Source organism: Pseudomonas sp. (assembly GCF_002796985.1).
Classification (GTDB): Bacteria; Pseudomonadota; Gammaproteobacteria; order Pseudomonadales; family Pseudomonadaceae; genus Pseudomonas.
In genome coordinates this window covers 117,327-138,604 of record NZ_PEKX01000009.1, presented here as the reverse complement: position 1 = coordinate 138,604, position 21,278 = coordinate 117,327, and the positions used below count along the sequence as shown (strand labels likewise).

The following is a 21,278-nucleotide window of genomic DNA, read 5'->3' as shown; positions in this document are numbered from 1 at the left end:
ACCACAGCAAAGGATGCAGCATGGCCAACAAGTCCCCCACCCCTCGCCAGCAAACGCACCTCGCCGTGCTGATCGACGCCGACAACGCCCCCGCCGCCATCGTCGAAGGGCTGTTCGAGGAGATAGCCAAATACGGCGTCGCCAGCGTCAAACGCATCTACGGCGACTGGACCAAGCCCAACCTGGGCAAGTGGAAACAGGTGCTGCTGGATCACTCCATCCAGCCCATCCAGCAGTTCGCCTACACCAGTGGCAAGAACGCCACCGACAGCGCGCTGATCATCGACGCCATGGACCTGCTCTACACCCGTCGCTTCGACGGCTTCTGCCTGGTTTCCAGCGACAGCGACTTCACCCGGCTGGCCGCGCGCCTGCGCGAGGAAGGGCTGACTGTCTACGGCTTCGGCGAGGAGAAGACGCCCAAGCCCTTCGTCTCCGCCTGCGACAAGTTCATCTACACCGAGATCCTGCGCGCCACTGCCGAGCCCGTCGCCGAGCCCGCGCCGACCACCGGCAAGGCCGTCGCCCCCAGCACCGTCGAAGCGCCCAAACCGGCCAGCAAAGCCAAATCGCAGAAGGTCCCGCTGGACTTCATCGCCAAGGTGCTCGACGACATCGACGGCGACGACGATGACTGGGTACAACTGGGTGCCCTGGGGCAGAACATCAGCAAGCTGCAGCCGGCGTTCGACCCGCGCCTGTATGGCTTCAAGAAACTCAGCGACCTGATCAAGGGCCACCCCAAGCGCTTCGAGCTGCAGGCACGGGGCATCGGCAACACGGGCGGCAAGGACTTGTACGTGCGCAACGTCGGCCCGGTGCGCTGAACCTGCATCAGCTCAATGCAGCACCGCTTGCCGGTCGTTAGGGTGGGTCACGAACCTGCAACGGAGCCGACCCATGCGACCCTGGCTGATAGCACTGTTCCTGACCCTGGCTGCCGGCACCGCCCACGCCGGCACCCTGCGCTGCGGCACCAGCCTGATCAACGAAGGCGACCCGATGGACGAGGTGCTTGCCAAGTGCGGGCAGCCGGACAAGCGCGTCGTCACGCCGCCCACCCAGCCGCGTCGTGGGCCGGACGGCAAGTTCATCCCTGGCCGACCGCAGCTCGAAACCTGGATGTATGGCCCGAATAACGGCGCGTACCGCTACCTGTTCTTCCGCGACACCCAACTGCAACTGATCAACACCACGCGCAAGGAACTGCTCTGAGCGATACGCCTTCCCGTACCTAGGGCGCCCCTGCGCAGGGGGACTCCCTCCGCGATGCCCTTCCGCTTTCACGCCACCGTACCCGCCGCTACCAATGGCGCCTACCCATCGCGGCGGCATCTCCCTAGACTGGTCGCCTTCGCCAATCCGGAGGGCACCATGCAAAGCCAATTCGATTTCACCCTCGGCATCGACCCGCAGGCGCGCGACGTCGTGGTCAAGGGCCTGCTCGCCTACAACCTCGGGCAGATGGGCCGCAGCAACACCTACGACGACTTCGAACTCTACGCCCGCAACAAAGACAGCGAAGTGGTCGGCGGCATGTTCGGCCAATCCGGCATGGGCTGGCTCTACATCGACTACCTCTGGCTGCAGGACGACCAGCGCGGCAGCGGCCTGGGCAGCCAGCTCATCGCCCTCGCCGAAGACGAAGCCCGCCGCCGTGGTTGCGTTGGCCTGTTCCTCTACACCTACAGCTTCCAGGCCCCCGGCTTCTACGAGAAACAGGGCTTCGAACGCATGGGCGTCCTCGAAGACTGCCCGCCGGGGCATCAGCGTATCTACCTGAAGAAGCACCTGGGCTGATCGCCGCGCCTTTCCCATGTAGGAGCGAGCTTGCTCGCGAACCCGCGAAACGCCGGCCCTGCCGGTGTTTCGCGGTATCCGCTCCCCCATCATTCCTAAGCGAAAGCCCTCACCCTAACCCTCTCCCAGAGGGAGAGGGGACAGTTCTGTGCAATACGAACCCACCGTGTCAGTCGGCAAAAGCAGTAACCGTAGGGCGCATAACGCCCCCGGCGTTATCCGCTCTACGGCTCACGGCTCTGGCTCGAATGTCTTCCAGAGAAATCTCCGGGCACTCCGAACTGCCCCGTTCAGGAGGCCTCGTTGAATTGGAGTTTCAGGGGTTGAGCGACATGGATGTCGCGAGAGCCACGATGGGCCAGGGATGGCCCGTCGTGGCGTGCCTCTGAAACTTCGATTCAACGAGGGAATTTTTCGCCCCAAGCGAAAAACCGGATGGCAGGGGCAAGACCTTTGCCCACTTTGGGTCTTTCCAAAGTGGGTCGCCCGAGGGGGCGAAACTAGAGGTCCATGCGTACGCCGAAGCGACGCGGAAAACTCGGCGCGAGGCAGGCACATCGCGGACGGAGTCCGCTCCTACGTAACCGGAAACTCTGGCGCTGGGCGGTTCGCGAGGCCGAATCCGTTCCCTACGGATTTCGGCATTTCCTACATCCCTGTGGGTCACAAGCTCGCTCCTACACGCACGCCGGAAGAGGCTGGCTTGTTGGCCACTCCTACCATTCCTATCCTCGCCCAGTCACATCCGTGACCTGGGTTTGGCGACCCGGATATAACAGGCGCGATAGCGCCCACAGGTGCTTACGAAAACAGCGAATGTTTTTGTAGGCCCCCGCGCACCCTGCAGAAATTTCTGCAACGCTTATGGCGGATCGCGCGGGGAGACCTCCGGGTCTGCCGGATTTCCTGTTGCCGGTTCGCCAACCCCGCGTGATCCGCCTCCCTTTGTTTGGCGACTCAGGTGGCGGCTCCTTCAATAAACAGGAGTTCCACTTATGCACGACACCTACACCCCAACCTTCTTCACCCGCCACAACCGCCCCTTGCGCGGCGCCCTGATCGACAACCAACCCTGGTTCGCCGCCCGCGACATCGCCCGCCTGGTCGCCTACCGCTTCCCCCACAGCATCCAGCACCGCTTCTACCCCCACGAAATCCGCACCGTCCGCCTCGCCTACAGCACCGGCAGCGACGAAGAAACCGTCATGCTCAGCGAAGCCGCCGTCTACAAGGCCCTGCTGCGCTTCGGCCACCCCGAACTCGAAGCCCTCGACCGCTGGCTCACCCAGGACGTCCTCCCCACCCTGCGCGACCAGCACAGCCCCGAATCCGACCCCCCCCGCCGCGTCCTCCTCACCTGGGATGCCCGCCGCCTGATGCTACTGAACTGGCAAGGCGACCTCTGGATGCGCTGGGACGAAATCCCTCGGATGCTTGATCGCTCCTGAGCCGCTACAGCATGGGTATCGCTGCGCTCCACGCCATCCTACGAATACGTTCCCGGTAAGAACGGAGCACTTGGCAATTTCGTCCGCAATAAAAAAGGCCGGTCATCTGACCGGCCTTTCCGTTTTACCTAGTCACCATCAGCCATTGCTGGGGAAGGCGAACTGCGCCGCTTCGTGCGACTTGCGCTGCGGCCAGCGCTGGGTGATGGCCTTGCGCTTGGTGTAGAAGCGCACGCCGTCCGGGCCGTAGGCGTGCAGGTCGCCGAACAGCGAACGCTTCCAGCCGCCGAAGCTGTGGTAGGCCACCGGTACCGGCAGCGGCACGTTGATGCCGACCATGCCGACTTCGATTTCGTCGCAGAACAGGCGAGCCGCTTCACCGTCGCGGGTGAACAGGCAGGTGCCGTTGCCGTATTCGTGGTCGTTGATCAGCTGCATGGCGTCTTCGAGGCTGTTCACGCGGACGATGCACAGGACCGGGCCGAAGATTTCCTCCCGGTAGATGGTCATGTCCGGGGTCACCTTGTCGAACAGGGTGCCACCGATGAAGAAGCCATTCTCGTGACCGGCCACCTTGAAGTTGCGGCCGTCGACCAGCAGCTGGGCGCCTTGCTCGACACCGGTGTCGATGTAGCCGGTGACCTTGGCCTGGGCAGCGCCAGTGACCAGCGGGCCCATGTCCAGGCCGCAGTTGGTGCCGGCGCCGATCTTCAGGGCCTTGATCTGCGGAACGATCTTCTCGACCAGCGCGTCGGCGATCTGGTCGCCCACGCAAACGGCCACGGAGATGGCCATGCAGCGCTCGCCGCAGGAGCCGTAGGCCGCACCCATCAGGGCGCTGACGGCGTTGTCCAGGTCGCAGTCGGGCATCAGCACGGCGTGGTTCTTGGCGCCGCCCAGGGCCTGTACGCGCTTGCCGCGCTTGGTGCCTTCGGAATAGATGTACTCGGCGATCGGGGTCGAGCCAACGAAGCTCAGGGCTTTGACTTCCGGCGCTTCGATCAGCGCGTCCACGGCGGTCTTGTCGCCGTGCACCACGTTCAGCACGCCCTTGGGCAGGCCGGCTTCTTCGAACAGTTCGGCGATCAGCAGGGTGGAGCTCGGGTCACGCTCGGACGGCTTGAGGATGAAGGTGTTGCCGCAGGCAATCGCCAGCGGGTACATCCACAGGGGCACCATGGCCGGGAAGTTGAACGGGGTGATGCCGGCGACCACGCCGATCGGCTGGAAGTCGCTCCAGGCGTCGATGTTCGGGCCGACGTTGCGGCTGTACTCGCCCTTGAGGATTTCCGGAGCGGCGCTGGCGTATTCGATGTTCTCGATACCGCGCTTGAGCTCACCGGCGGCGTCTTCGATGGTCTTGCCGTGCTCTTCGCTGATCAGTTGGACAATGCGCTGCTCGTTGGCTTCGAGCAGTTGCTTGAAGCGGAACAGGACCTGGGCACGCTTGGCCGGCGGGGTGTTGCGCCAGGCCGGGAAGGCGGCTTTGGCGGCGTCGATGGCCTGCTGGACGGTTTCGCGGCTGGCCAGCGGGACCTTGCGGATGGCTTCGCCGGTGGCCGGGTTGAAGACGTCGGCGGTGCGGCCGGTGTCGGCGATCATCTCGCCGCCGATCAGGTGCTTGACGGTGGTCATGGGCTTTCTCTTCTCGCTGAAAGTGTGGGGCGGGGTTCTTTCAAGAGCCCCTCTCCCTAGCCCTCTCCCTGAAGGGAGAGGGGATTGTTCGGTATGAGGTGTGGGCGGCAAGGCGCGCCGGGAGCCACTCTAAGGTGACTTGCCGCGGCATGCCTTCTCGCGTGCCCGCGCACTCAGTGGCTGTGCGGGTGGTCGTCTTGCTTGAGTTCGATCTCGATGAAGGCCACTTCGTGATCGCAGGGGTTGATCACGTTGTGTTCGGTACCGATCTGACGGGTGTAGCTCTGGCCCAGGACCAGCGGCGCGCGGCGCTCGCCTTCGGGGGTTTCCAGCAGCAGTTCGCCGTTGGTCACCGGGACCACGACGTATTCCATGCCGTGGCGGTGCCAGCCGGTCTCGGCACCGGGGGCGAAGCGCCACTCGGTGACCAGGACCTTGTCGTTGTCGATCTGTACCGTCGGGACGGCCTTGGGACGCTCGCTCACTTACGCGACCCCGTTGAGGGCGTCGCCCACGGCGCTGAACAGGCGGTCCAGGTCCTCGGGCTTGGCGTTGAAGGTCGGGCCGAACTGCAGGGTGTCGCCGCCGAAGCGCACGTAGAAGCCTTCTTTCCACAGCTTCATGCTGGCCTCGAACGGACGCACGATGGCGTCGCCGTCACGGGCGCCGATCTGGATCGCGCCGGCCAGGCCGCAGTTGCGGATGTCGATGACGTTCTTCGCGCCCTTCAGGCCGTGCAGGGCCTTCTCGAAGTGCGGCGCCAGCTCCAGCGACTGCTGGATCAGGTTTTCTTTTTCCAGCAGGTCCAGCGCGGCGATACCGGCGGCGCAGGCGACCGGGTGCGCGGAGTAGGTGTAGCCATGGCCGAACTCGACGGCGTATTCCGGCAGGTTCTGGCCCATGAAGGTGTCGTAGATTTCGCTGCTGGCGATCACCGCGCCCATGGGGATGGCGCCGTTGGTGACCTGTTTGGCGACGTTCATGATGTCCGGGGTCACGCCGAAGAACTCGGCGCCGGTGGCCTTGCCCATACGGCCGAAGGCGGTGATCACTTCGTCGAAGATCAGCAGGATGTTGTGCTGGTCGCAGATTTCGCGCAGGCGCTGCAGGTAGCCCTTCGGCGGTACCAGCACACCGGCGGAACCGGACATCGGCTCGACGATGACGGCGGCGATGTTGGAGGCGTCATGCAGCTCGATCAGCTTCAGCAGTTCGTTGGCCAGCTCGACGCCGCCGGTTTCGGCCGCGCCCTTGGTGAAGGCCATGCCCGGCTGCAGGGTGTGCGGCAGGTGGTCGACGTCCATCAGTTGGCCGAACATCTTGCGGTTGCCACCGATGCCGCCCAGGGCGGTGCCGGCGATGTTCACGCCGTGGTAGCCACGGGCACGGCCGATCAGCTTGGTCTTCTGCGCCTGGCCTTTGATGCGCCAGTAGGCACGGGCCATCTTCACGGCGGTGTCGGCGCACTCGGAACCCGAACCTGTGAAGAACACGTGGTTGAGGTTGCCGGGGGTCATCTGGGCAATCTTGTCGGCCAGCTGGAAGGACAGCGGGTGGCCGTACTGGAAGCCCGGGGAGTAGTCGAGGGTGTTCAGCTGTTTGGCGACCGCGTCGGCGATTTCCTTGCGCGAGTGACCGGCGCCGCAGGTCCACAGGCCGGAGAGGCTGTCGTAGATCTTGCGGCCTTTGTCGTCGACCAGGTAGCTACCTTCGGCGGCGACGATGATGCGCGGGTCTTTATGGAAGTTGCGGTTGGCGCTGAAGGGCATCCAGTGAGCTTTCAGGTTCAGTTCGCTGGCCACCGACGGGGTGACGTTCACTTGCTGGTTCATGGAGCATGTCCTCGACGACAGTCTTGTTGGGCGCGCAGGCCGCGTCGTGCCTGGTGCGATGACGGTAGATTGGGCCTGACTTAACGTGAGTTAAAGCCTATTCTTCTTACGTTCAGTTTCGAATTGGTAAAACTAAAATGGCAAAACCCCGCACACCTTCCCTGGGCCAGGTCAGCGACTTCGAGATCCGCCTGCTGCGCATCTTCAAAACCATAGTCGAGTGCGGCAGCTTCTCTGCCGCCGAGAGCACGCTGGGCATCAGCCGTTCAGCCATCAGCCTGCACATGGGCGACCTGGAAAAGCGCCTGGGGATGCGCCTGTGCCAGCGCGGCCGGGCGGGCTTCGCGCTGACCGACGAGGGCCGCGAGGTGTACCGCGCGACCCAGTCGCTGCTGGCGGCGCTGGAGGGCTTCCGCGCCGAGGTCAACGAGCTGCACCAGCACCTGCGCGGCGAGCTGAACATCGGCATCATCAATAACCTGGTGACCCTGCCGCAGATGCGCATCACCCACGCCCTGCGCGCGCTGAAGGCCAGCGGGCCGGGTGTGCGGATCAACATCGGCATGACCACGCCGAACGAGATCGAGCTGGGCGTTCTCGACGGACGGTTGCATGTCGGGGTGGTGCCGCTCATCAGCCCGCTGTCGGGGCTGGAGTATTCCGCTCTCTATGAAGAGCGCTCGCTGCTGTTCTGCAGCCAGGAGCACCCGCTGTTCGAGCGCGACGACGCGAGCATCACGGTGGAGGAAATCCACGCCTGCGACGCGGTGGAACCCAGCTACCGCATCCCGGCCGAAGCCCAGGAGCGTCACCAGGAACTGCGCGGCAGCGCCAACGCCTCGGACCGCGAGGGCATGGCCTTCCTGATTCTCACCGGCAGCTATATCGGCTACCTGCCCGACCACTACGCTGCCGACTGGGTCACCCAGGGCCGCCTGCGCCCGCTGCGGCCGGAGCGCTTCCACTACGACATCCCACTGACCGTGGTGACCCGCAAGGGCCGCCGGCCGAACCTGGTGCTGGAGCGGTTCATCGAGGCGGTGGCCCAGAGCCGCTGACCCGATGCTCTTGTAGGAGCGGACTCCGTCCGCGATGGCATCCGGCGTGATGCGGACCGATCGCGGACAGAGTCCGCTCCTACGCTCAGGTGGATCTCGCCACAAAGGGCTCAAGCCACATTCTGCCTATCCAATTTGTCGCCCCAGCCACCAAAAATCCTATAGCCCCGCCCCTGCAGCCCGCGGGCCGCGGGGTTTGCGTGGGTGCAGCTTTTCCCTAGCCTGCGACTACAAAAAACATAATTTCGCTATTCCCAGCCTCTGAACAGAATGCGGCCAACAGCTCACCGCAGCCGAAACAAGAACAAACGTGATCAGAGTCTGAGGAAGCAAGCCATGACCGACCTGAATCCAGGCGCCTTCGGCAAGAAGTCGCTTGATAACCTGGAAATCGACACGCTGGTCGTTGGCGCCGGACAAGCCGGCGTGGCCATGAGCGAGCACCTGACCCAACAGGGCGTGCCGCACATCGTGCTGGAAAAGAGCCGCATCGCCGAAGCCTGGCGCACCGGCCGCTGGGACTCGCTGGTCGCCAACGGCCCGGCCTGGCATGACCGCTTCCCGAACCTGGAATTCCCGGTCGGCCCGGACGATTTCCCGCACAAGGAGCAGGTGGCCGACTACTTCGTCGCCTACGCCAAGCAGTTCAACGCGCCGATCCGCACCGGCGTGGAAGTGAAGAAGGTCACCCGTAACGAAGGCCGCCCCGGCTTCAGCGTGGAAACCTCCGAGGGCACCCTCCAGGCCCTGCGCATCGTCTCCGCCACCGGCCCGTTCCAGCGCCCGGTGATCCCGGCCATCGCGCCGAAGGATGAGAACCTGCAGCAGATCCACTCGGCCAAGTACTACAACCCGCAGCAACTGCCCGAAGGCGCAGTGCTGGTGGTGGGCGCCGGTTCTTCGGGCGTGCAGATCGCCGACGAGCTGAACCGCGCCGGCAAGAAGGTCTACCTGTCCGTGGGCGCCCATGACCGTCCGCCGCGCTCGTACCGCAACCGCGACTTCGTCTGGTGGCTGGGCGTGCTCGGCCTGTGGGACGCCGAGGAAGTGCAGCCGGGCCGCGAGCACGTGACCATCGCCGTGAGCGGTGCCCGTGGCGGCGAGACCATCGACTTCCGCCGCCTGGCCAACGAGGGCATCACCCTGACCGGCCTGACCAAAGCCTTCGCGGACGGCAAGGTGACCTTCCAGAACGACCTGGTGGCCAACCTGAAAGCCGGCGACGACAACTACCTCGGCCTGCTGGACGCCGCCGATGCCTACATCGAGCGCAACGGCCTGGACCTGCCGGAAGAGCCGGAAGCGCGCAAGGTGTTCGCCGATGCCGAGTGCATCCGCAAGCCGATCCTCGAACTGAGCCTGGCCGAAGCCGGCATCACCTCGATCATCTGGGCCACCGGCTACGCCGTGGACTTCAACTGGCTGCAAGTGGATGCCTTCGACGACAAGGGCAAGCCCAAGCACCAGCGCGGCGTGTCCCGCGAGCCGGGCGTGTACTTCGTCGGCCTGCCGTGGCTGTCACGCCGGGGCTCCACCTTCATCTGGGGTGTCTGGCACGACGCCAAGCACGTGGCCGGCCACATCGCCACCCAGCGCCGTTACGTCGAATATCAGGATGCCTCGCAGCGCGCAGGCTCCATTCCGAAAGCCGCATCCTGGGAGTAAGAGATGCCTACCCACACTCGCATCCGCATGTTCAACACCAAGGACACCTACCCGAACCAGACCCTGGACAACGACCTCTGCCAGGCCGTGCGCGCCGGCAACACCGTGTATGTGCGCGGCCAGGTCGGGACTGATTTCGAGGGCAAGCTGGTAGGCCTCGGCGACCCGCGTGCCCAGGCCGAGCAGGCGATGAAGAACGTCAAGCAACTGCTGGAAGAAGCCGGCAGCGACCTGTCGCACATCGTCAAGACCACCACCTACCTGATCGACCCGCGCTACCGCGAACCGGTGTACCAGGAAGTCGGCAAGTGGCTGAAGGGCGTGTTCCCGATCTCCACCGGCCTGGTGGTCTCGGCCCTCGGTCAGCCGCAGTGGCTGATGGAGATCGACGTGATCGCCGTCATTCCGGACTGATCGTTGAACTGAAAGCGATGCGGCGACGCGGGATTTCCTGCCTCGCCGCTTCGTCGTTTGTGCCTACAGCGCTTGATCCATAAGAACAGCAAGCAAGGAGCCACCATGACCTTCTCCATCGTCGGCCGCTGCGCCGAAACCGGACAACTGGGTATCGCCATCAGCTCCTCGAGCATTGCCGTGGGTGCCCGCTGCCCCTGGGTACGCGCCGGCGTCGGCGCGGTGGCCACGCAGAACATCACCCTGCCAGCCCTCGGCCCGCAGATCCTCGACCAGCTCGAAGCCGGCCTCGAGCCGGGCGCGGCGCTGGACAAGGCGCTCTCCAGCAACGGCTACAGCCAGTACCGGCAGGTGACGGTGATCGACCAGCACGGCAAGGTCGCGCTGTTCACCGGCAGCGAAGCGCTGGGCGTAAACAATGCCGTGGCCGGGGAAAACTGCGTGGCCGCGGGTAACCTGCTGTCCTCGCCGGCGGTGATCCAGGCCATGACTCAGGCCTTCGAAAGCGCCAACGGCTGCCTGGCCGAGCGCCTGCTGGCGGCCATGCAGGCGGCGATGGCCGCCGGTGGCGAAGCGGGCCCGGTGCATTCAGCGGCGCTGAAAGTGGTCGGCGACCTGGTCTGGCCGATCGTCGACCTGCGCGTGGACTGGGCGGACGAAGCGCCCATCGATGAGCTGGAGAAACTCTGGGTGGCCTACAAGCCGCAGCTGGAGGACTACCTGGTGCGCGCCCTCGACCCGACCAAGGCACCGAGCTACGGTGTGCCGGGCGACGAGTAACATCATGTACCTGTAGGAGCGAGCTTGCTCGCGAACCCAGCCTTGAGGCGGAGTTTGTTCGCGAGCAAGAACTGGGCGTCCCCCTCGCTCCTACAAAGAGCAAAAACGCAGGACCCAACCATGCCTTCCAGCCGTGAAATCCTCGCCGACCTGATCGCCTTCGACACCGTCAGCCGCCACTCCAACCTGACGCTGATCCACTACATCCGCGACTACCTCGCAGGCTTTGGTATCGCCTGCGAGCTGTTCCACGATGCCGAGGGCGGCAAGGCCAACCTCTATGCCACGCTCGGCCCGCAGGATCGCGGCGGGGTGTGCCTGTCCGGCCACACCGACGTGGTGCCGACCGACGGCCAGCCGTGGACGGTCCCGCCCTTCGAGCTGACCGAACGCGACGGCCGCCTCTACGGGCGCGGCACGGCGGACATGAAGGGCTATATCGCCTGCGTGCTGGCGGCAGTGCCGGCGTTCCTTGCCCAACCGCTGCGCCTGCCGGTGCACCTGGCCTTCTCCTACGACGAGGAAGTCGGCTGCCTCGGCGTGCGCTCGCTGCTTGCCGCACTGGAGCACCGCGAACACAAGCCGATGGTCTGCATCATCGGCGAACCCACCGAACTCAGGCCGGTGCTGGGCCACAAGGGCAAACTCGCCATGCGCTGCCAGGTGCACGGCGCGCCGTGCCACTCGGCCTATGCGCCACAGGGCGTGAACGCCATCGAATACGCGGCGAAGCTGATCGGCCGTCTCGGCGAGATCGGCACCCGCCTGGCCGCGCCGGAGCACCACGACCCGCGCTTCGATCCGCCCTATTCCACCGTGCAGACCGGCGTGATCAGCGGCGGCCGCGCGCTGAACATCGTGCCCGCCGAATGCCAGTTCGACTTCGAAGTGCGCGCGCTGCCCAGCGACGACCCGCAGCAGGTCGCCGATGACCTGCGTACCTTCGCCGAGACCGAACTGCTGCCGAAGATGCGCGCGGTGAAGGCCGAGACGGATATCCGCTTCAGCGAAATTTCCGCCTACCCGGCGCTGGTGACCGACCAGCAGACCCAGGCCGCCGAGTTGATCGCGCTGCTCAGTGGATCGCGGGATTTCACCACCGTCGCCTACGGCACCGAGGGCGGGCTGTTCGACCAGGCCGGCATCCCTACCGTGGTCTGCGGCCCGGGCAGCATGGACCAGGGCCACAAGCCGGACGAATTCGTCAGCCTGGAGCAGTTGGCCAGGTGCGATGAAATGATGGGGCGGCTGGCGGAGTGGTTGCGCGGCTGAGCGGCGCCGAGGGTGCCATTGCCGTAGGAGCGGACTCCGTCCGCGATGTGCAACCGGCTTGCTCGGAGCGGCGGGAAATCGATCGCGGATGAATCCGCTCCTACGAGATCAAAAGCCCCTCAGCCCAACCCTTTCCCGCAAGCAGGAGAGGGGGCCGTTCGGAGCAGGGTGAAACAAAGGCATCAGACCGTAGGGCGGATAGCGCCGGCGCGTTATGCGCCCTACGATCCTGAGCGAGAGCCGCGGTGAAGGCATGCGAGGCACGCGCTTTCAGATCAGGTTCACGAGCAAGGACTAGGCGTCCCCCTCGCTCGTACAGCTCTGCTGCGGCGGCTCTTCGTAGGAGCGAGCTTGCTCGCGAACCACCCCCCGTCGAGAAGCCTCAGGCAAACGCCGCGCGCAGCTCATCCATGCTCGCGAAGTAATGCGCCGGGCTTTCCGCCAGCAACTCTTCGCGGCTGCCAAAGCCATAGCCAACGCCCGCAGCAGACAAGCCATTGCGGTGCGCGCCGATCAGGTCGTGCTTGCGGTCGCCGATCATCAGCGTCTGCGTCAGGTCCAGCTGCTCGATGCCCAACAGGTGCTCGATCAGCTCGACCTTGTTGGTGCGGGTGCCGTCCAGCTCGCTGCCGTAGATCACCTTGAAGTGTTTGGCGAAGTCGAAATGGCGGGCGATTTCGGCGGCAAACACGGTCGGCTTGCTGGTGCAGATGTACAGCGTGCGCCCCTGGCCACCGAGCAGTTGCAGCAACTCGCCAACGCCGTCGAACACCTGGTTCTCGTACAGCCCGGTGTCCTTGAAGCGCACGCGGTAATGGTTCACCGCTTCCCAGGCGCGCGCCTCGTCGAAGGCGTAGGTGCTCATGAAGCATTGCAGCAACGGCGGGCCGATGAAGTGTTCGAGCTGGCGCAGGTCGGGTTCGTCGATGCCCAGCTGGGCAAGGGCGTACTGGATCGAACGGGTGATGCCCTCACGCGGGTCGGTAAGGGTGCCGTCGAGGTCGAAGAGGATGTTCTGGTAATGCATGGGATCAGCGTCCGGCCGCGAAAGTCGGGCGGGAAGGATACTGCGCATGGCCGCCGACGCGAAGCGCGGATCGCCGAACGACACCTCAGGGCGCCGAGCCCTGCCCCTGCTTGAGCACGCGGAAGCCGCCGCTGACGTTCACCGGCTCGGCCTCTCCCGCGCCGTAGGTCTGCACTGTGGAGTCTGCTTCGGGCTCGTCCTCAGGCTGCGCCAGCCGGCCAGTCAGGCTTTGCTGCACGCGGGCGCCAAGGTGATCGACACCGGACATCACCCCGCCGTCCGGATCGCGCATCAGCGCCAGCCACTGTTCGTCGAAGGCGGCGTTGATCTCCTTGCGCAGCTGGGTTTCCACCTCGGGCCGCTCGTGGTCGTTGCCGGCCATGCTGAACAGGGTGAAGGCCACCGAGATGACCGAGCCGGCGACCTTGCCGGCCGCGCTCGCCACCACGCCGGCAATGCTGCGGTTGCGCAACTCATGCACCAGCTTGGCGCTGGTGCGCTGGGCCACCGGCGACACGCCGCTGACCTTGGTGCCGGCACCGGCCTTGCCCGCCGCCGTGCGGATGTCCTGCATCAGCGCGGCGAAGGCCGGCACTTTGCCGATGTCCTTGGCGTACACCACGTCATACAGCGAAGCATCTCGGCTGGAGGGCGGGCCGAGGGAGATCGCCGGGATGCCCATCAGGTGCTCATCGAAGACCTTCTGCGGAATGCCACGACGCTGGGGAATCTCCTTAACCGCCACCGTCAGCAGTTCGATGTAGTGCCGGGTGGCCTTCTCCATCACCGCGTCAGGGTCGACCTTTTTGGCGACCGGTATCAGCACCTGCTTGCGGTACTGCTCCTGCAGGTAGACGGCCAGTTTGTCGACGGTGGGATCGAGGTCGCCGTGGGAGCCCATCTTGTACCAGGCGACCTTCATGCTCAGCCACTCCTGGGTCCAGTAGCTGGAAAACCAGGGGATGAATTTCTCGTCGGTGCGCTGGTAGACCAGGTCCATCCACTGCTGCATGGCCTCTTCGGCGTAGGCGCGGGCCTGGGAAGTGGCAGCCAGCGAAGCGGCGCCGATGTCGGCGTCGACCTGGTGCCAGGTGGCTTCGGTGATGGGGGCGGCGGGTTCGGTGGGGTGATGGGCGCAACCGGGCAGCACCAGCAGGAGCAGGGCCAGCAGAAGCAGGGTGATGACACCGCCGCGCCGCCAGGGCGAAACGGTGGCGCTGGGGAAGCACAGACTGTTCATGGCCGCTCGCCGGCTCGGCGGCGCCGAAGTGGCTGGCCGCCCGCTGCTGAACCCGGCCGGGCACGCGCTGGCGTCCGGTCACCTAGGCTCAGTATAGGGCGCGGGGCTTGTGTTGACGGGCCGTCTGGCGGGACATCCCTGATGCAGGGCGCATAACGCCTCAAGCGTTATCCGCCATCGGGGCATTACCAGGTGGACGATGGTTCGCGAGCAAGCTCGCTCCTACGAAAAGCAAAGCCGGACACGCCGACGGGCGAGCAGTCCTGTAGGAGCGAGCTTGCTCGCGAACCGCCCGAGAGGGCAGACCCGATCAGCCCGCGTAGCCTTCGGCAATATGCTGGTCCTTCAACTTCACGTAATTCCCGGCGGTGTAACTGAAGAACGCGCGCTCCTTGTCGGTCAGCGGGCGGACCTTCTTCACCGGGCTGCCGACATAGAGGAAGCCGCTCTCCAGCGTCTTGCCCGGCGGCACCAGGCTGCCGGCGCCAAGGATCACCTCGTCCTCGATCACCGCGCCATCCATGACGATGGAGCCCATGCCCACCAGGATGCGGCTGCCGATGCTGCAGCCATGCAGCAGCACCTTGTGGCCGATGGTCACTTCATCGCCAATGGTCAGCGGGAAGCCGTCCGGGTTGAAGGGGCCGGCGTGGGTGATGTGCAGCACACTGCCGTCCTGCACGCTGGTGCGCGCGCCGATGCGGATGCGGTGCATGTCGCCGCGAATGGTGACCAGTGGCCACACCGAGCTGTCCGCGCCGATCTCCACGTCGCCGATGACCACGGCGCTGGCGTCGACGAAGACGCGCTCGCCGAGGGATGGCGCTTTGCCCTGATAGGTTCGAATCGTCACGATAGCTGCTCTCCTAATATCAGCCTCAAGCTGCGGTTGACGCCGATTGTATTTAAGATGGCCGGGTGTTTCTTCAGCCAAGGTGCCACCGTGAGCGCGAATCCTCTTCTGCAGAGCTACGACCTGCCGCCCTTCTCCTCCATTCGCCCCGAGCACGTGAAGCCGGCCATCGAGCAGATCCTCGCCGACAACCGCGCCGCCATCGAGGGCATCCTCGCCCAGCAGAACGGCGCCCCGACCTGGGCCGGCCTGGTGCTGGCAATGGATGAACTGCATGACCGCCTGGGCAAAGCCTGGAGCCCGGTCAGCCACCTCAACGCGGTGTGCAACAGCGCCGAACTGCGCGAGGCCTACGAAGGCTGCCTGCCGCTGCTGTCCGCCTACTGGACCGAGCTGGGGCAGAACCCCGAGCTGTTCAAGGCCTACGAAGCGCTGGCGTCCGGCCCCGAGTCGAACGGCTACGACATCGCCCAGAAGACCATCCTCGAACACGCCCTGCGCGACTTCCGCCTGTCGGGTATCGACCTGCCGCCCGAACAGCAGCAGCGCTATGCCGAGATCCAGACGCGCCTGTCCGAGCTGGGCAGCCGCTTCTCCAACCAATTGCTGGATGCCACCCAGGCCTGGACCAAGCACGTCACCGACGAAGCGGCGCTGGCCGGCCTGACCGATTCGGCCAAGGCGCAGATGCAGCAGGCCGCCCAGGCCAAGGAGCTGGACGGCTGGCTGATCAGCCTGGAATTCCCCAGCTACTACGCGGTGATGACCTACGCCGAAGACCGCGCGCTGCGCGAAGAGATCTACGCCGCCTACTGCACCCGCGCCTCTGATCAAGGCCCGAACGCCGGGCAGAACGACAACGGCCCGGTGATGCAGGAAATCCTCGACCTGCGCCAGGAGCTGTCGCACCTGCTGGGCTTCAAGAACTTCGCCGAGCTGTCCCTGGCCACCAAGATGGCCGAGACCCCCGAGCAGGTCCTCAACTTCCTCCGCGACCTGGCCGTGCGCAGCAAGCCCTTCGCCGCCCAGGACCTGGAGCAGCTCAAGGCCCACGCCGCCGAACAGGGCTGCCCGAACCTCTCCAGCTGGGACGCCAGTTACTTTGGCGAGAAGCTGCGCGAAGCGCGCTACAGCGTTTCCCAGGAAGCCCTGCGCGCCTACTTCCCGATCGACAAGGTGCTCTCCGGCCTGTTCGCCATCGTGCAGAAGCTCTACGGCATCCAGATCCGCGAGCTGAACGACTTCGAGCGCTGGCACCCGGACGTGCGCCTGTTCGAGATCGAGGAAAACGGCCAGCACGTCGGCCGCTTCTACTTCGACCTCTACGCCCGCGCCAACAAGCGTGGCGGTGCATGGATGGACGGCGCCCGTGACCGTCGCCGCACCCAGGGCGGCGAGCTGCAATCGCCGGTGGCCTATCTCGTCTGCAACTTCACCCCGGCGGTCGGCGGCAAGCCGGCGCTGCTGACCCACGATGAAGTCACCACCCTGTTCCACGAATTCGGCCACGGCCTGCACCACCTGCTGACCCGCGTCGAACACGCCGGTGCCTCGGGCATCAACGGCGTGGCCTGGGATGCAGTCGAGCTGCCGAGCCAGTTCATGGAGAACTGGTGCTGGGAGCCCGAAGGCCTGGCGCTGATCTCCGGCCACTACGAGACCGGCGCGCCGCTGCCCGAGGACCTGCTGGAGAAGATGCTCGCCGCGAAGAACTTCCAGTCCGGCCTGATGATGCTCCGCCAGCTGGAGTTCTCCCTGTTCGACTTCGAGCTTCACGCCACCCACGGCGACGGCCGCAGCGTGCTCGAGGTGATCGAGGCGATCCGCGATGAAGTCGCGGTAATGCGCCCGCCGGCGTACAACCGCTTCGCCAACAGCTTCGCGCACATCTTCGCTGGCGGTTATGCAGCCGGTTACTACAGCTACAAGTGGGCCGAAGTGCTGTCCGCTGACGCGTTCTCCCGCTTCGAGGAAGAAGGCGTGCTCAACCCGGCGACCGGCGCGGCGTTCCGCGACGCGATCCTGGCCAAGGGCGGCTCGCAGGAGCCGATGGCGCTGTTCGTGGCCTTCCGTGGCCGCGAGCCGTCCATCGACGCGCTGCTGCGCCACTCGGGCCTGTCCGAGGAGGCGGCGTAATGAGCGAGGTGAAGAAGCGCTTCATCGCCGGGGCTGTCTGCCCGGCGTGCAGCGAGCAGGACAAGATCGTCATGTGGGACGTCGATGGCGTGCCGCACCGCGAATGTGTCGCTTGCGGCTACTCCGACACCCTGAACGCCCAGGGCCAGTCGGTGCCCAGGGAGCTGTCCACCCGCGTCAACACCAGCGCGCTGGAAAAGCCCAAGGACCCGAAGGTGCAGGGGGTGCAGTTCTTCCCCAATCCGAAGCTGAAAAAGCCGCAGGAATAGCGCCCGCGTGACGCTCAGGAAATGCCCCGGCTTGCCGGGGCATTTCTTTTTCTGCCGCTTCGCTCTTGTCTGTAGCCTCTATAATGACCAAAAATCTGGACGTTATTTGGAGCTAATTTATGCAGAACCTGCTTGCCAATACCGCCGTCAGCGTCTCGGAGCTCAAGAAGAATCCTTCTGCCGTGCTGGCCGAATCGGGTGGCGAGCCGGTAGCGGTACTCAATCACAACAAGGTGATGGGCTACATGGTACCTGCGGAGCTGTTCGAGTCGATTCTGGAGCGCCTGGAAGACCTGGAGCTGGCAGAAATTGCCCGCTCGAGGCTCGGTGAAAAAGGCGTTCCGGTATCGCTCGATGACCTATGAGCTTGAGTTCCTGCCGGCTGCGTTGAAGGAATGGCACAAGCTGGGTCATACCGTGCGTGAGCAATTCAAACGCAAACTCGCCGAGCGCCTGGAAAACCCTCGGGTACAGGCCGACGCCCTGCATGGGTTGGCGGACCACTACAAAATCAAGCTGCGCTCGGCCGGCTATCGCCTGGTCTACCGCATCGAAGAAGATCGTGTGGTGGTTTCCGTCGTTGCCATCGGCAAGCGCGAGCGCGGAGAGGTGTACAGCGCGACGCAGAACCGTCGCTGAGAGTTCGAGGATATTGGAGCGCCGGGCTGCGTATACCGGAATCGATATCAAGGAAGGGAGCTACCAGCTGACTTAGCATGACCCTCCGCCCAGCCCATGATCACCATGGCCGGCTAGTCTGTAGGACATCGCTGCAAGGAATCCGCCAGATGCCGCCACCGACCCGAAGGAAGCGCCTCCGTGCTTGACCGCTTTGGCATGCTCGAAGTGATGCGCGCCTCGCGCCTGACGCAGTTCCCGATCAGCCCGGCGCTGCGTGAAACCCACGGTTTCAAGGGGCGCCTGACCTTCTTCCTGTTGCTCGCCGCTGCGCTGGTGTTCACCTTCGCGGCGCTCGGGCACGACATCCACACCAGCGGTACGCAACTGGAGATGGGCTGGCCAGTCGTGGTGCTGGTGGTCGCACTGCTGATTGCCCTGGGCTTCGAGTTCATCAATGGCTTCCACGACACTGCTAACGCGGTGGCTACGGTGATCTACACCAACGCCATGCCGCCGAGGCTGGCCGTGGCCTGGTCGGGGTTGTGGAATTTCCTCGGCGTGTTGCTCTCCAGCGGTGCGGTAGCCTTCGCCATCGTTTCGCTGCTGCCGCTGGACCTGCTGCTCAAGGCAGATAGCAGCGCCGGCCTGGCGATGATCTTCGCCCTGCTGATCGCCTCGATCCTGTGGAACCTCGGCACCTGGTGGCTGGGGCTGCCGGTGTCCTCGTCGCACACCCTGATCGGCTCCATCGTCGGCATCGGCCTGGCGCACGGCGCCATGGCCGGGCACCTCGGCCTGTCCGGCAACGCCTGGTCGCAATTGCTGACGGTGGGCTATGCGCTGTTCCTTTCACCGGTGGTGGGCTTCTTCGCCGCCTTCGTGCTGCTGCGAGTGGCGAGCTCGACCCTGCGCAACCGCGCCCTGTTCCACGCGCCGGAAGGCCGAACGCCGCCGCCCCGATGGATTCGCGCGATCCTGATCCTCACCTGTACCGGCGTGTCCTTCGCCCACGGCTCCAACGACGGCCAGAAAGGCATCGGCCTGATCATGCTCATCCTGATCGCAACCGTTCCCCTGGCGTTCGCCGTGGATCGCGCCCACTCGCCGGAGCAAACCCGCCAGTTGCTCGCCCTCACCCAGGCCAGCCAGGAGCAACTGCACCGTACCGGCGGCAGCCCCGCGGCAGACCCGCGCCAGGCGCTGTTGAGCTACCAGGAGGACGAGCTGGTAAGGCCGGATCTGCTGCCGTCGCTGGGCAGCGTGATCGGTGACATCAGCGCCCGCCTGGAGCGCTACGGGCAGATTGACCAGGTGCCGGCCGAAGAAGTGCAGGACCTGCGCAACGACCTCTACCTGAGCCTGGAAACCATCCGCCTGCTGGACCGCAGCGACCAACACTTCGAATTGGAAACCTGGAGCAGCCTGCAGGCGCTACGCCAGGGCGGCGAACAGGCGATCCGCTTCATCCCGATCTGGGTCAAGGTCGCCGTTGCCCTGGCGCTGGGCCTGGGCACGCTGGTGGGCTGGCGACGCATCGTCACCACGGTCGGCGAGGGCATCGGCAAGACACCGCTGACTTATGCACAGGGCGCCTCGGCGCAGCTGGTGGCCATGCTCACCATCGGCGCGGCGGACGTCTTCGGCCTGCCGGTATCGACGACCCAGGTGCTCTCCTCGGGGGTGGCCGGCACCATGGCGGCCAGCGGCAGTGGGCTGCAATGGCCGACCATCCGCAACATGCTGCTGGCCTGGGTGCTGACGCTACCGGCGGCCATCGGGCTGGCGGCGGGTCTGTACTGGCTGTTCACCCGTCTGCTCTGACGGACAGCCGTAGGGCGCATAACCTGGAACAGGTTATCCGCCGCAGCCTGGCGGCGGATAACGCTGACGCGTTATGCGCCCTACACACCCGGCGGCTGTGGATTGTAGGAGCGAGCTTGCTCGCGAACCGCCCAGCTCCGGCGCTTCAGGATCACGCTGTTCGCGAGCAAACTCGCTCCTACGAAAAGCATCGGGTGACCGCCGAGCAGTTATCGCTGGCTGTGGAAAACTCAGTGGATTACTGTATTTATATACAGCATTTCTTCAGAGCTTTCCCACATGACCACTTCCCTTCCACCCCGCGGCCGGGGCACCGCCAGCAATCCACACAACCGCTTCGCGCCGACCACCTCGGTGCCTGTGGATAACGATTGGCACGACGAAGTGCCCAAGCCGCAGGTGACCGAAATCCGCAGCGAGCGAGCGAAGTCGGTGATCTCGCGCAACCAGTCGCCGGACCTGCCCTTTGATCGCTCGATCAATCCGTACCGGGGCTGCGAGCACGGCTGCATCTACTGCTATGCCCGGCCCAGCCACGCCTACTGGGACCTGTCGCCGGGGCTGGATTTCGAGACGAAGCTGATCGCCAAGACCAACGCCGCCGAGGTACTTGAGGAAGAACTGAGCCGCAAGGGCTACGTCTGCGCGCCGATCAACCTGGGCGCCAATACCGACCCGTACCAGCCCATCGAACGCCAGCAGCGCCTGACCCGGCAGATCCTCGAGGTGCTGCTGCGTTTCCGCCATCCAGTGACCATTGTCACCAAGGGTTCGCTGATCCTGCGCGACCTGGACCTGCTGGCCGAACTGGCGCAGCACAAGCTGGTGGGCGTGATGATCAGCCTGACCACCCTGGACGACGAGCTCAAGCGCATCCTCGAACCCCGCGCCGCCGCGCCCTCCGCGCGCCTGCGGGCGATCCGCGTGCTGCGCGAGCACGGCATCCCGGTGGGCGTGTTGTGTTCGCCGATGATCCCGATGATCAACGACCGCGAGCTGGAAGCGCTGCTCGAAGCCGCCCACGAGGCCGGCGCGCAGAGTGCCAGCTACATGATGCTGCGCCTGCCACGGGAGGTCGGGCCGCTGTTCGAGGAATGGCTGGCGGCGCATTACCCGCAGCGCGGCAACCATGTGATGAGCCTGATCCGCCAACTGCGTGGCGGGGAAATCCACGACAGCCGCTTCGGTCACCGTTTTCGCGGCGAAGGCCCGTTCGCCGACCTGCTGGCCAAGCGCTTCGAGGTCGCCATGCGCCGCCTGGGCCTGAACCGGCGCGGCAGCTTCGGCCTGGACTGCAGCGCATTCGCGCCGCCGCGCAGCCAGATGAACCTGTTCTGACAGCTGCCGCTCGGAAATTTCGACAGGCGGAATGGCATCGCCGCACCATCGCCTCACCATCATAGCGAG

21 protein-coding genes are annotated in these 21,278 nt (G+C 65.1%); 15 read left to right on the top strand and 6 right to left on the bottom strand.

Going from position 1 to position 21,278, the window contains the following annotated elements:
* Positions 1-20 precede the first annotated feature (20 nt).
* The 4 genes from CTR55_RS14990 (at position 21) to CTR55_RS14975 (ending at position 3,248) form a co-directional block, all read left to right on the top strand.
* Positions 21-827: an NYN domain-containing protein gene (locus CTR55_RS14990; RefSeq protein ID WP_296287331.1), complete on the top strand. Its 807-nt coding sequence runs from the start codon at positions 21-23 to the stop codon at positions 825-827.
* Positions 828-900: 73 nt separating this feature from the next.
* A complete protein-coding gene (locus CTR55_RS14985; RefSeq protein WP_296287329.1) occupies positions 901-1,215 on the top strand; it encodes a DUF2845 domain-containing protein in 315 nt (104 codons plus the stop codon).
* A gap of 159 nt (positions 1,216-1,374) precedes the next feature.
* A complete protein-coding gene (locus CTR55_RS14980) occupies positions 1,375-1,800 on the top strand; it encodes a GNAT family N-acetyltransferase (RefSeq protein WP_296287327.1) in 426 nt (141 codons plus the stop codon).
* 995 nt (positions 1,801-2,795) lie between these two features.
* Positions 2,796-3,248 (top strand): BRO family protein, encoded by a 453-nt coding sequence (locus CTR55_RS14975; protein ID WP_296287326.1) that lies wholly within the window; start codon positions 2,796-2,798, stop codon positions 3,246-3,248.
* Positions 3,249-3,386: 138 nt separating this feature from the next.
* On the opposite strand, the gene CTR55_RS14970 is transcribed toward CTR55_RS14975, so the two are convergent.
* The 3 genes from CTR55_RS14970 to CTR55_RS14960 form a co-directional block, all read right to left on the bottom strand.
* Entirely contained in the window at positions 3,387-4,883 is a 1,497-nt protein-coding gene (locus CTR55_RS14970; protein WP_296287324.1) for a CoA-acylating methylmalonate-semialdehyde dehydrogenase, read from the bottom strand.
* Positions 4,884-5,056: 173 nt separating this feature from the next.
* A complete protein-coding gene (locus CTR55_RS14965) occupies positions 5,057-5,368 on the bottom strand; it encodes a cupin domain-containing protein (RefSeq protein WP_296287322.1) in 312 nt (103 codons plus the stop codon).
* Positions 5,369-6,715 (bottom strand): aspartate aminotransferase family protein, encoded by a 1,347-nt coding sequence (locus CTR55_RS14960; protein ID WP_296287321.1) that lies wholly within the window; start codon positions 6,713-6,715, stop codon positions 5,369-5,371.
* A 137-nt stretch (positions 6,716-6,852) separates the two neighbouring features.
* On the opposite strand from CTR55_RS14960, the gene CTR55_RS14955 reads away from it, so the two are divergent.
* From CTR55_RS14955 to argE, 5 genes are all read left to right on the top strand, one after another.
* Complete coding sequence (locus CTR55_RS14955; protein WP_296287320.1) at positions 6,853-7,773, top strand: LysR family transcriptional regulator; 921 nt, start codon at positions 6,853-6,855, stop codon at positions 7,771-7,773.
* A 336-nt stretch (positions 7,774-8,109) separates the two neighbouring features.
* Positions 8,110-9,438: an NAD(P)/FAD-dependent oxidoreductase gene (locus tag CTR55_RS14950; RefSeq protein WP_296287319.1), complete on the top strand. Its 1,329-nt coding sequence runs from the start codon at positions 8,110-8,112 to the stop codon at positions 9,436-9,438.
* A 3-nt stretch (positions 9,439-9,441) separates the two neighbouring features.
* Positions 9,442-9,852 carry a RidA family protein gene (locus CTR55_RS14945; RefSeq protein ID WP_296287318.1) on the top strand — a complete coding sequence of 137 codons (411 nt, stop codon included), beginning with the start codon at positions 9,442-9,444 and terminating at the stop codon, positions 9,850-9,852.
* Between the two features lie 105 nt (positions 9,853-9,957).
* Positions 9,958-10,632 carry a DUF1028 domain-containing protein gene (locus CTR55_RS14940; protein WP_296287317.1) on the top strand — a complete coding sequence of 225 codons (675 nt, stop codon included), beginning with the start codon at positions 9,958-9,960 and terminating at the stop codon, positions 10,630-10,632.
* A gap of 120 nt (positions 10,633-10,752) precedes the next feature.
* On the top strand, positions 10,753-11,904 hold the full coding sequence (gene argE, locus CTR55_RS14935) for an acetylornithine deacetylase (protein WP_296287316.1): 1,152 nt from the start codon (positions 10,753-10,755) through the stop codon (positions 11,902-11,904).
* A gap of 382 nt (positions 11,905-12,286) precedes the next feature.
* On the opposite strand, the gene CTR55_RS14930 is transcribed toward argE, so the two are convergent.
* The 3 genes from CTR55_RS14930 to CTR55_RS14920 form a co-directional block, all read right to left on the bottom strand.
* Positions 12,287-12,931: an HAD family hydrolase gene (locus CTR55_RS14930; RefSeq protein ID WP_296287314.1), complete on the bottom strand. Its 645-nt coding sequence runs from the start codon at positions 12,929-12,931 to the stop codon at positions 12,287-12,289.
* Positions 12,932-13,016: 85 nt separating this feature from the next.
* Entirely contained in the window at positions 13,017-14,171 is a 1,155-nt protein-coding gene (locus CTR55_RS14925; protein WP_296287312.1) for a hypothetical protein, read from the bottom strand.
* Positions 14,172-14,481: 310 nt separating this feature from the next.
* Positions 14,482-15,024 carry a gamma carbonic anhydrase family protein gene (locus tag CTR55_RS14920; RefSeq protein WP_296287310.1) on the bottom strand — a complete coding sequence of 181 codons (543 nt, stop codon included), beginning with the start codon at positions 15,022-15,024 and terminating at the stop codon, positions 14,482-14,484.
* Between the two features lie 90 nt (positions 15,025-15,114).
* Here CTR55_RS14920 and prlC point away from each other — a divergent pair, with 90 nt between their 5' ends.
* From prlC to CTR55_RS14890, 6 genes are all read left to right on the top strand, one after another.
* Positions 15,115-17,160: an oligopeptidase A gene (gene prlC, locus CTR55_RS14915; RefSeq protein WP_296287309.1), complete on the top strand. Its 2,046-nt coding sequence runs from the start codon at positions 15,115-15,117 to the stop codon at positions 17,158-17,160.
* Positions 17,160-17,429 (top strand): YheV family putative zinc ribbon protein, encoded by a 270-nt coding sequence (locus CTR55_RS14910; protein ID WP_296287307.1) that lies wholly within the window; start codon positions 17,160-17,162, stop codon positions 17,427-17,429. The genes prlC and CTR55_RS14910 overlap by 1 nt, the downstream gene beginning before the upstream one ends.
* Positions 17,430-17,548: 119 nt before the next feature.
* The gene (locus CTR55_RS14905; RefSeq protein ID WP_296287306.1) at positions 17,549-17,794 is read left to right on the top strand and encodes a type II toxin-antitoxin system Phd/YefM family antitoxin; all 246 of its coding nucleotides are present in this window, start codon (positions 17,549-17,551) and stop codon (positions 17,792-17,794) included.
* Positions 17,784-18,068 (top strand): type II toxin-antitoxin system RelE/ParE family toxin, encoded by a 285-nt coding sequence (locus CTR55_RS14900; protein ID WP_296287304.1) that lies wholly within the window; start codon positions 17,784-17,786, stop codon positions 18,066-18,068. Before CTR55_RS14905 ends, CTR55_RS14900 begins: the two co-directional genes overlap by 11 nt.
* A gap of 198 nt (positions 18,069-18,266) precedes the next feature.
* Entirely contained in the window at positions 18,267-19,871 is a 1,605-nt protein-coding gene (locus CTR55_RS14895; protein ID WP_296287987.1) for an inorganic phosphate transporter, read from the top strand.
* Between the two features lie 279 nt (positions 19,872-20,150).
* Positions 20,151-21,209 carry a PA0069 family radical SAM protein gene (locus CTR55_RS14890; RefSeq protein WP_296287302.1) on the top strand — a complete coding sequence of 353 codons (1,059 nt, stop codon included), beginning with the start codon at positions 20,151-20,153 and terminating at the stop codon, positions 21,207-21,209.
* The last annotated feature ends 69 nt before the right edge of the window (positions 21,210-21,278 follow it).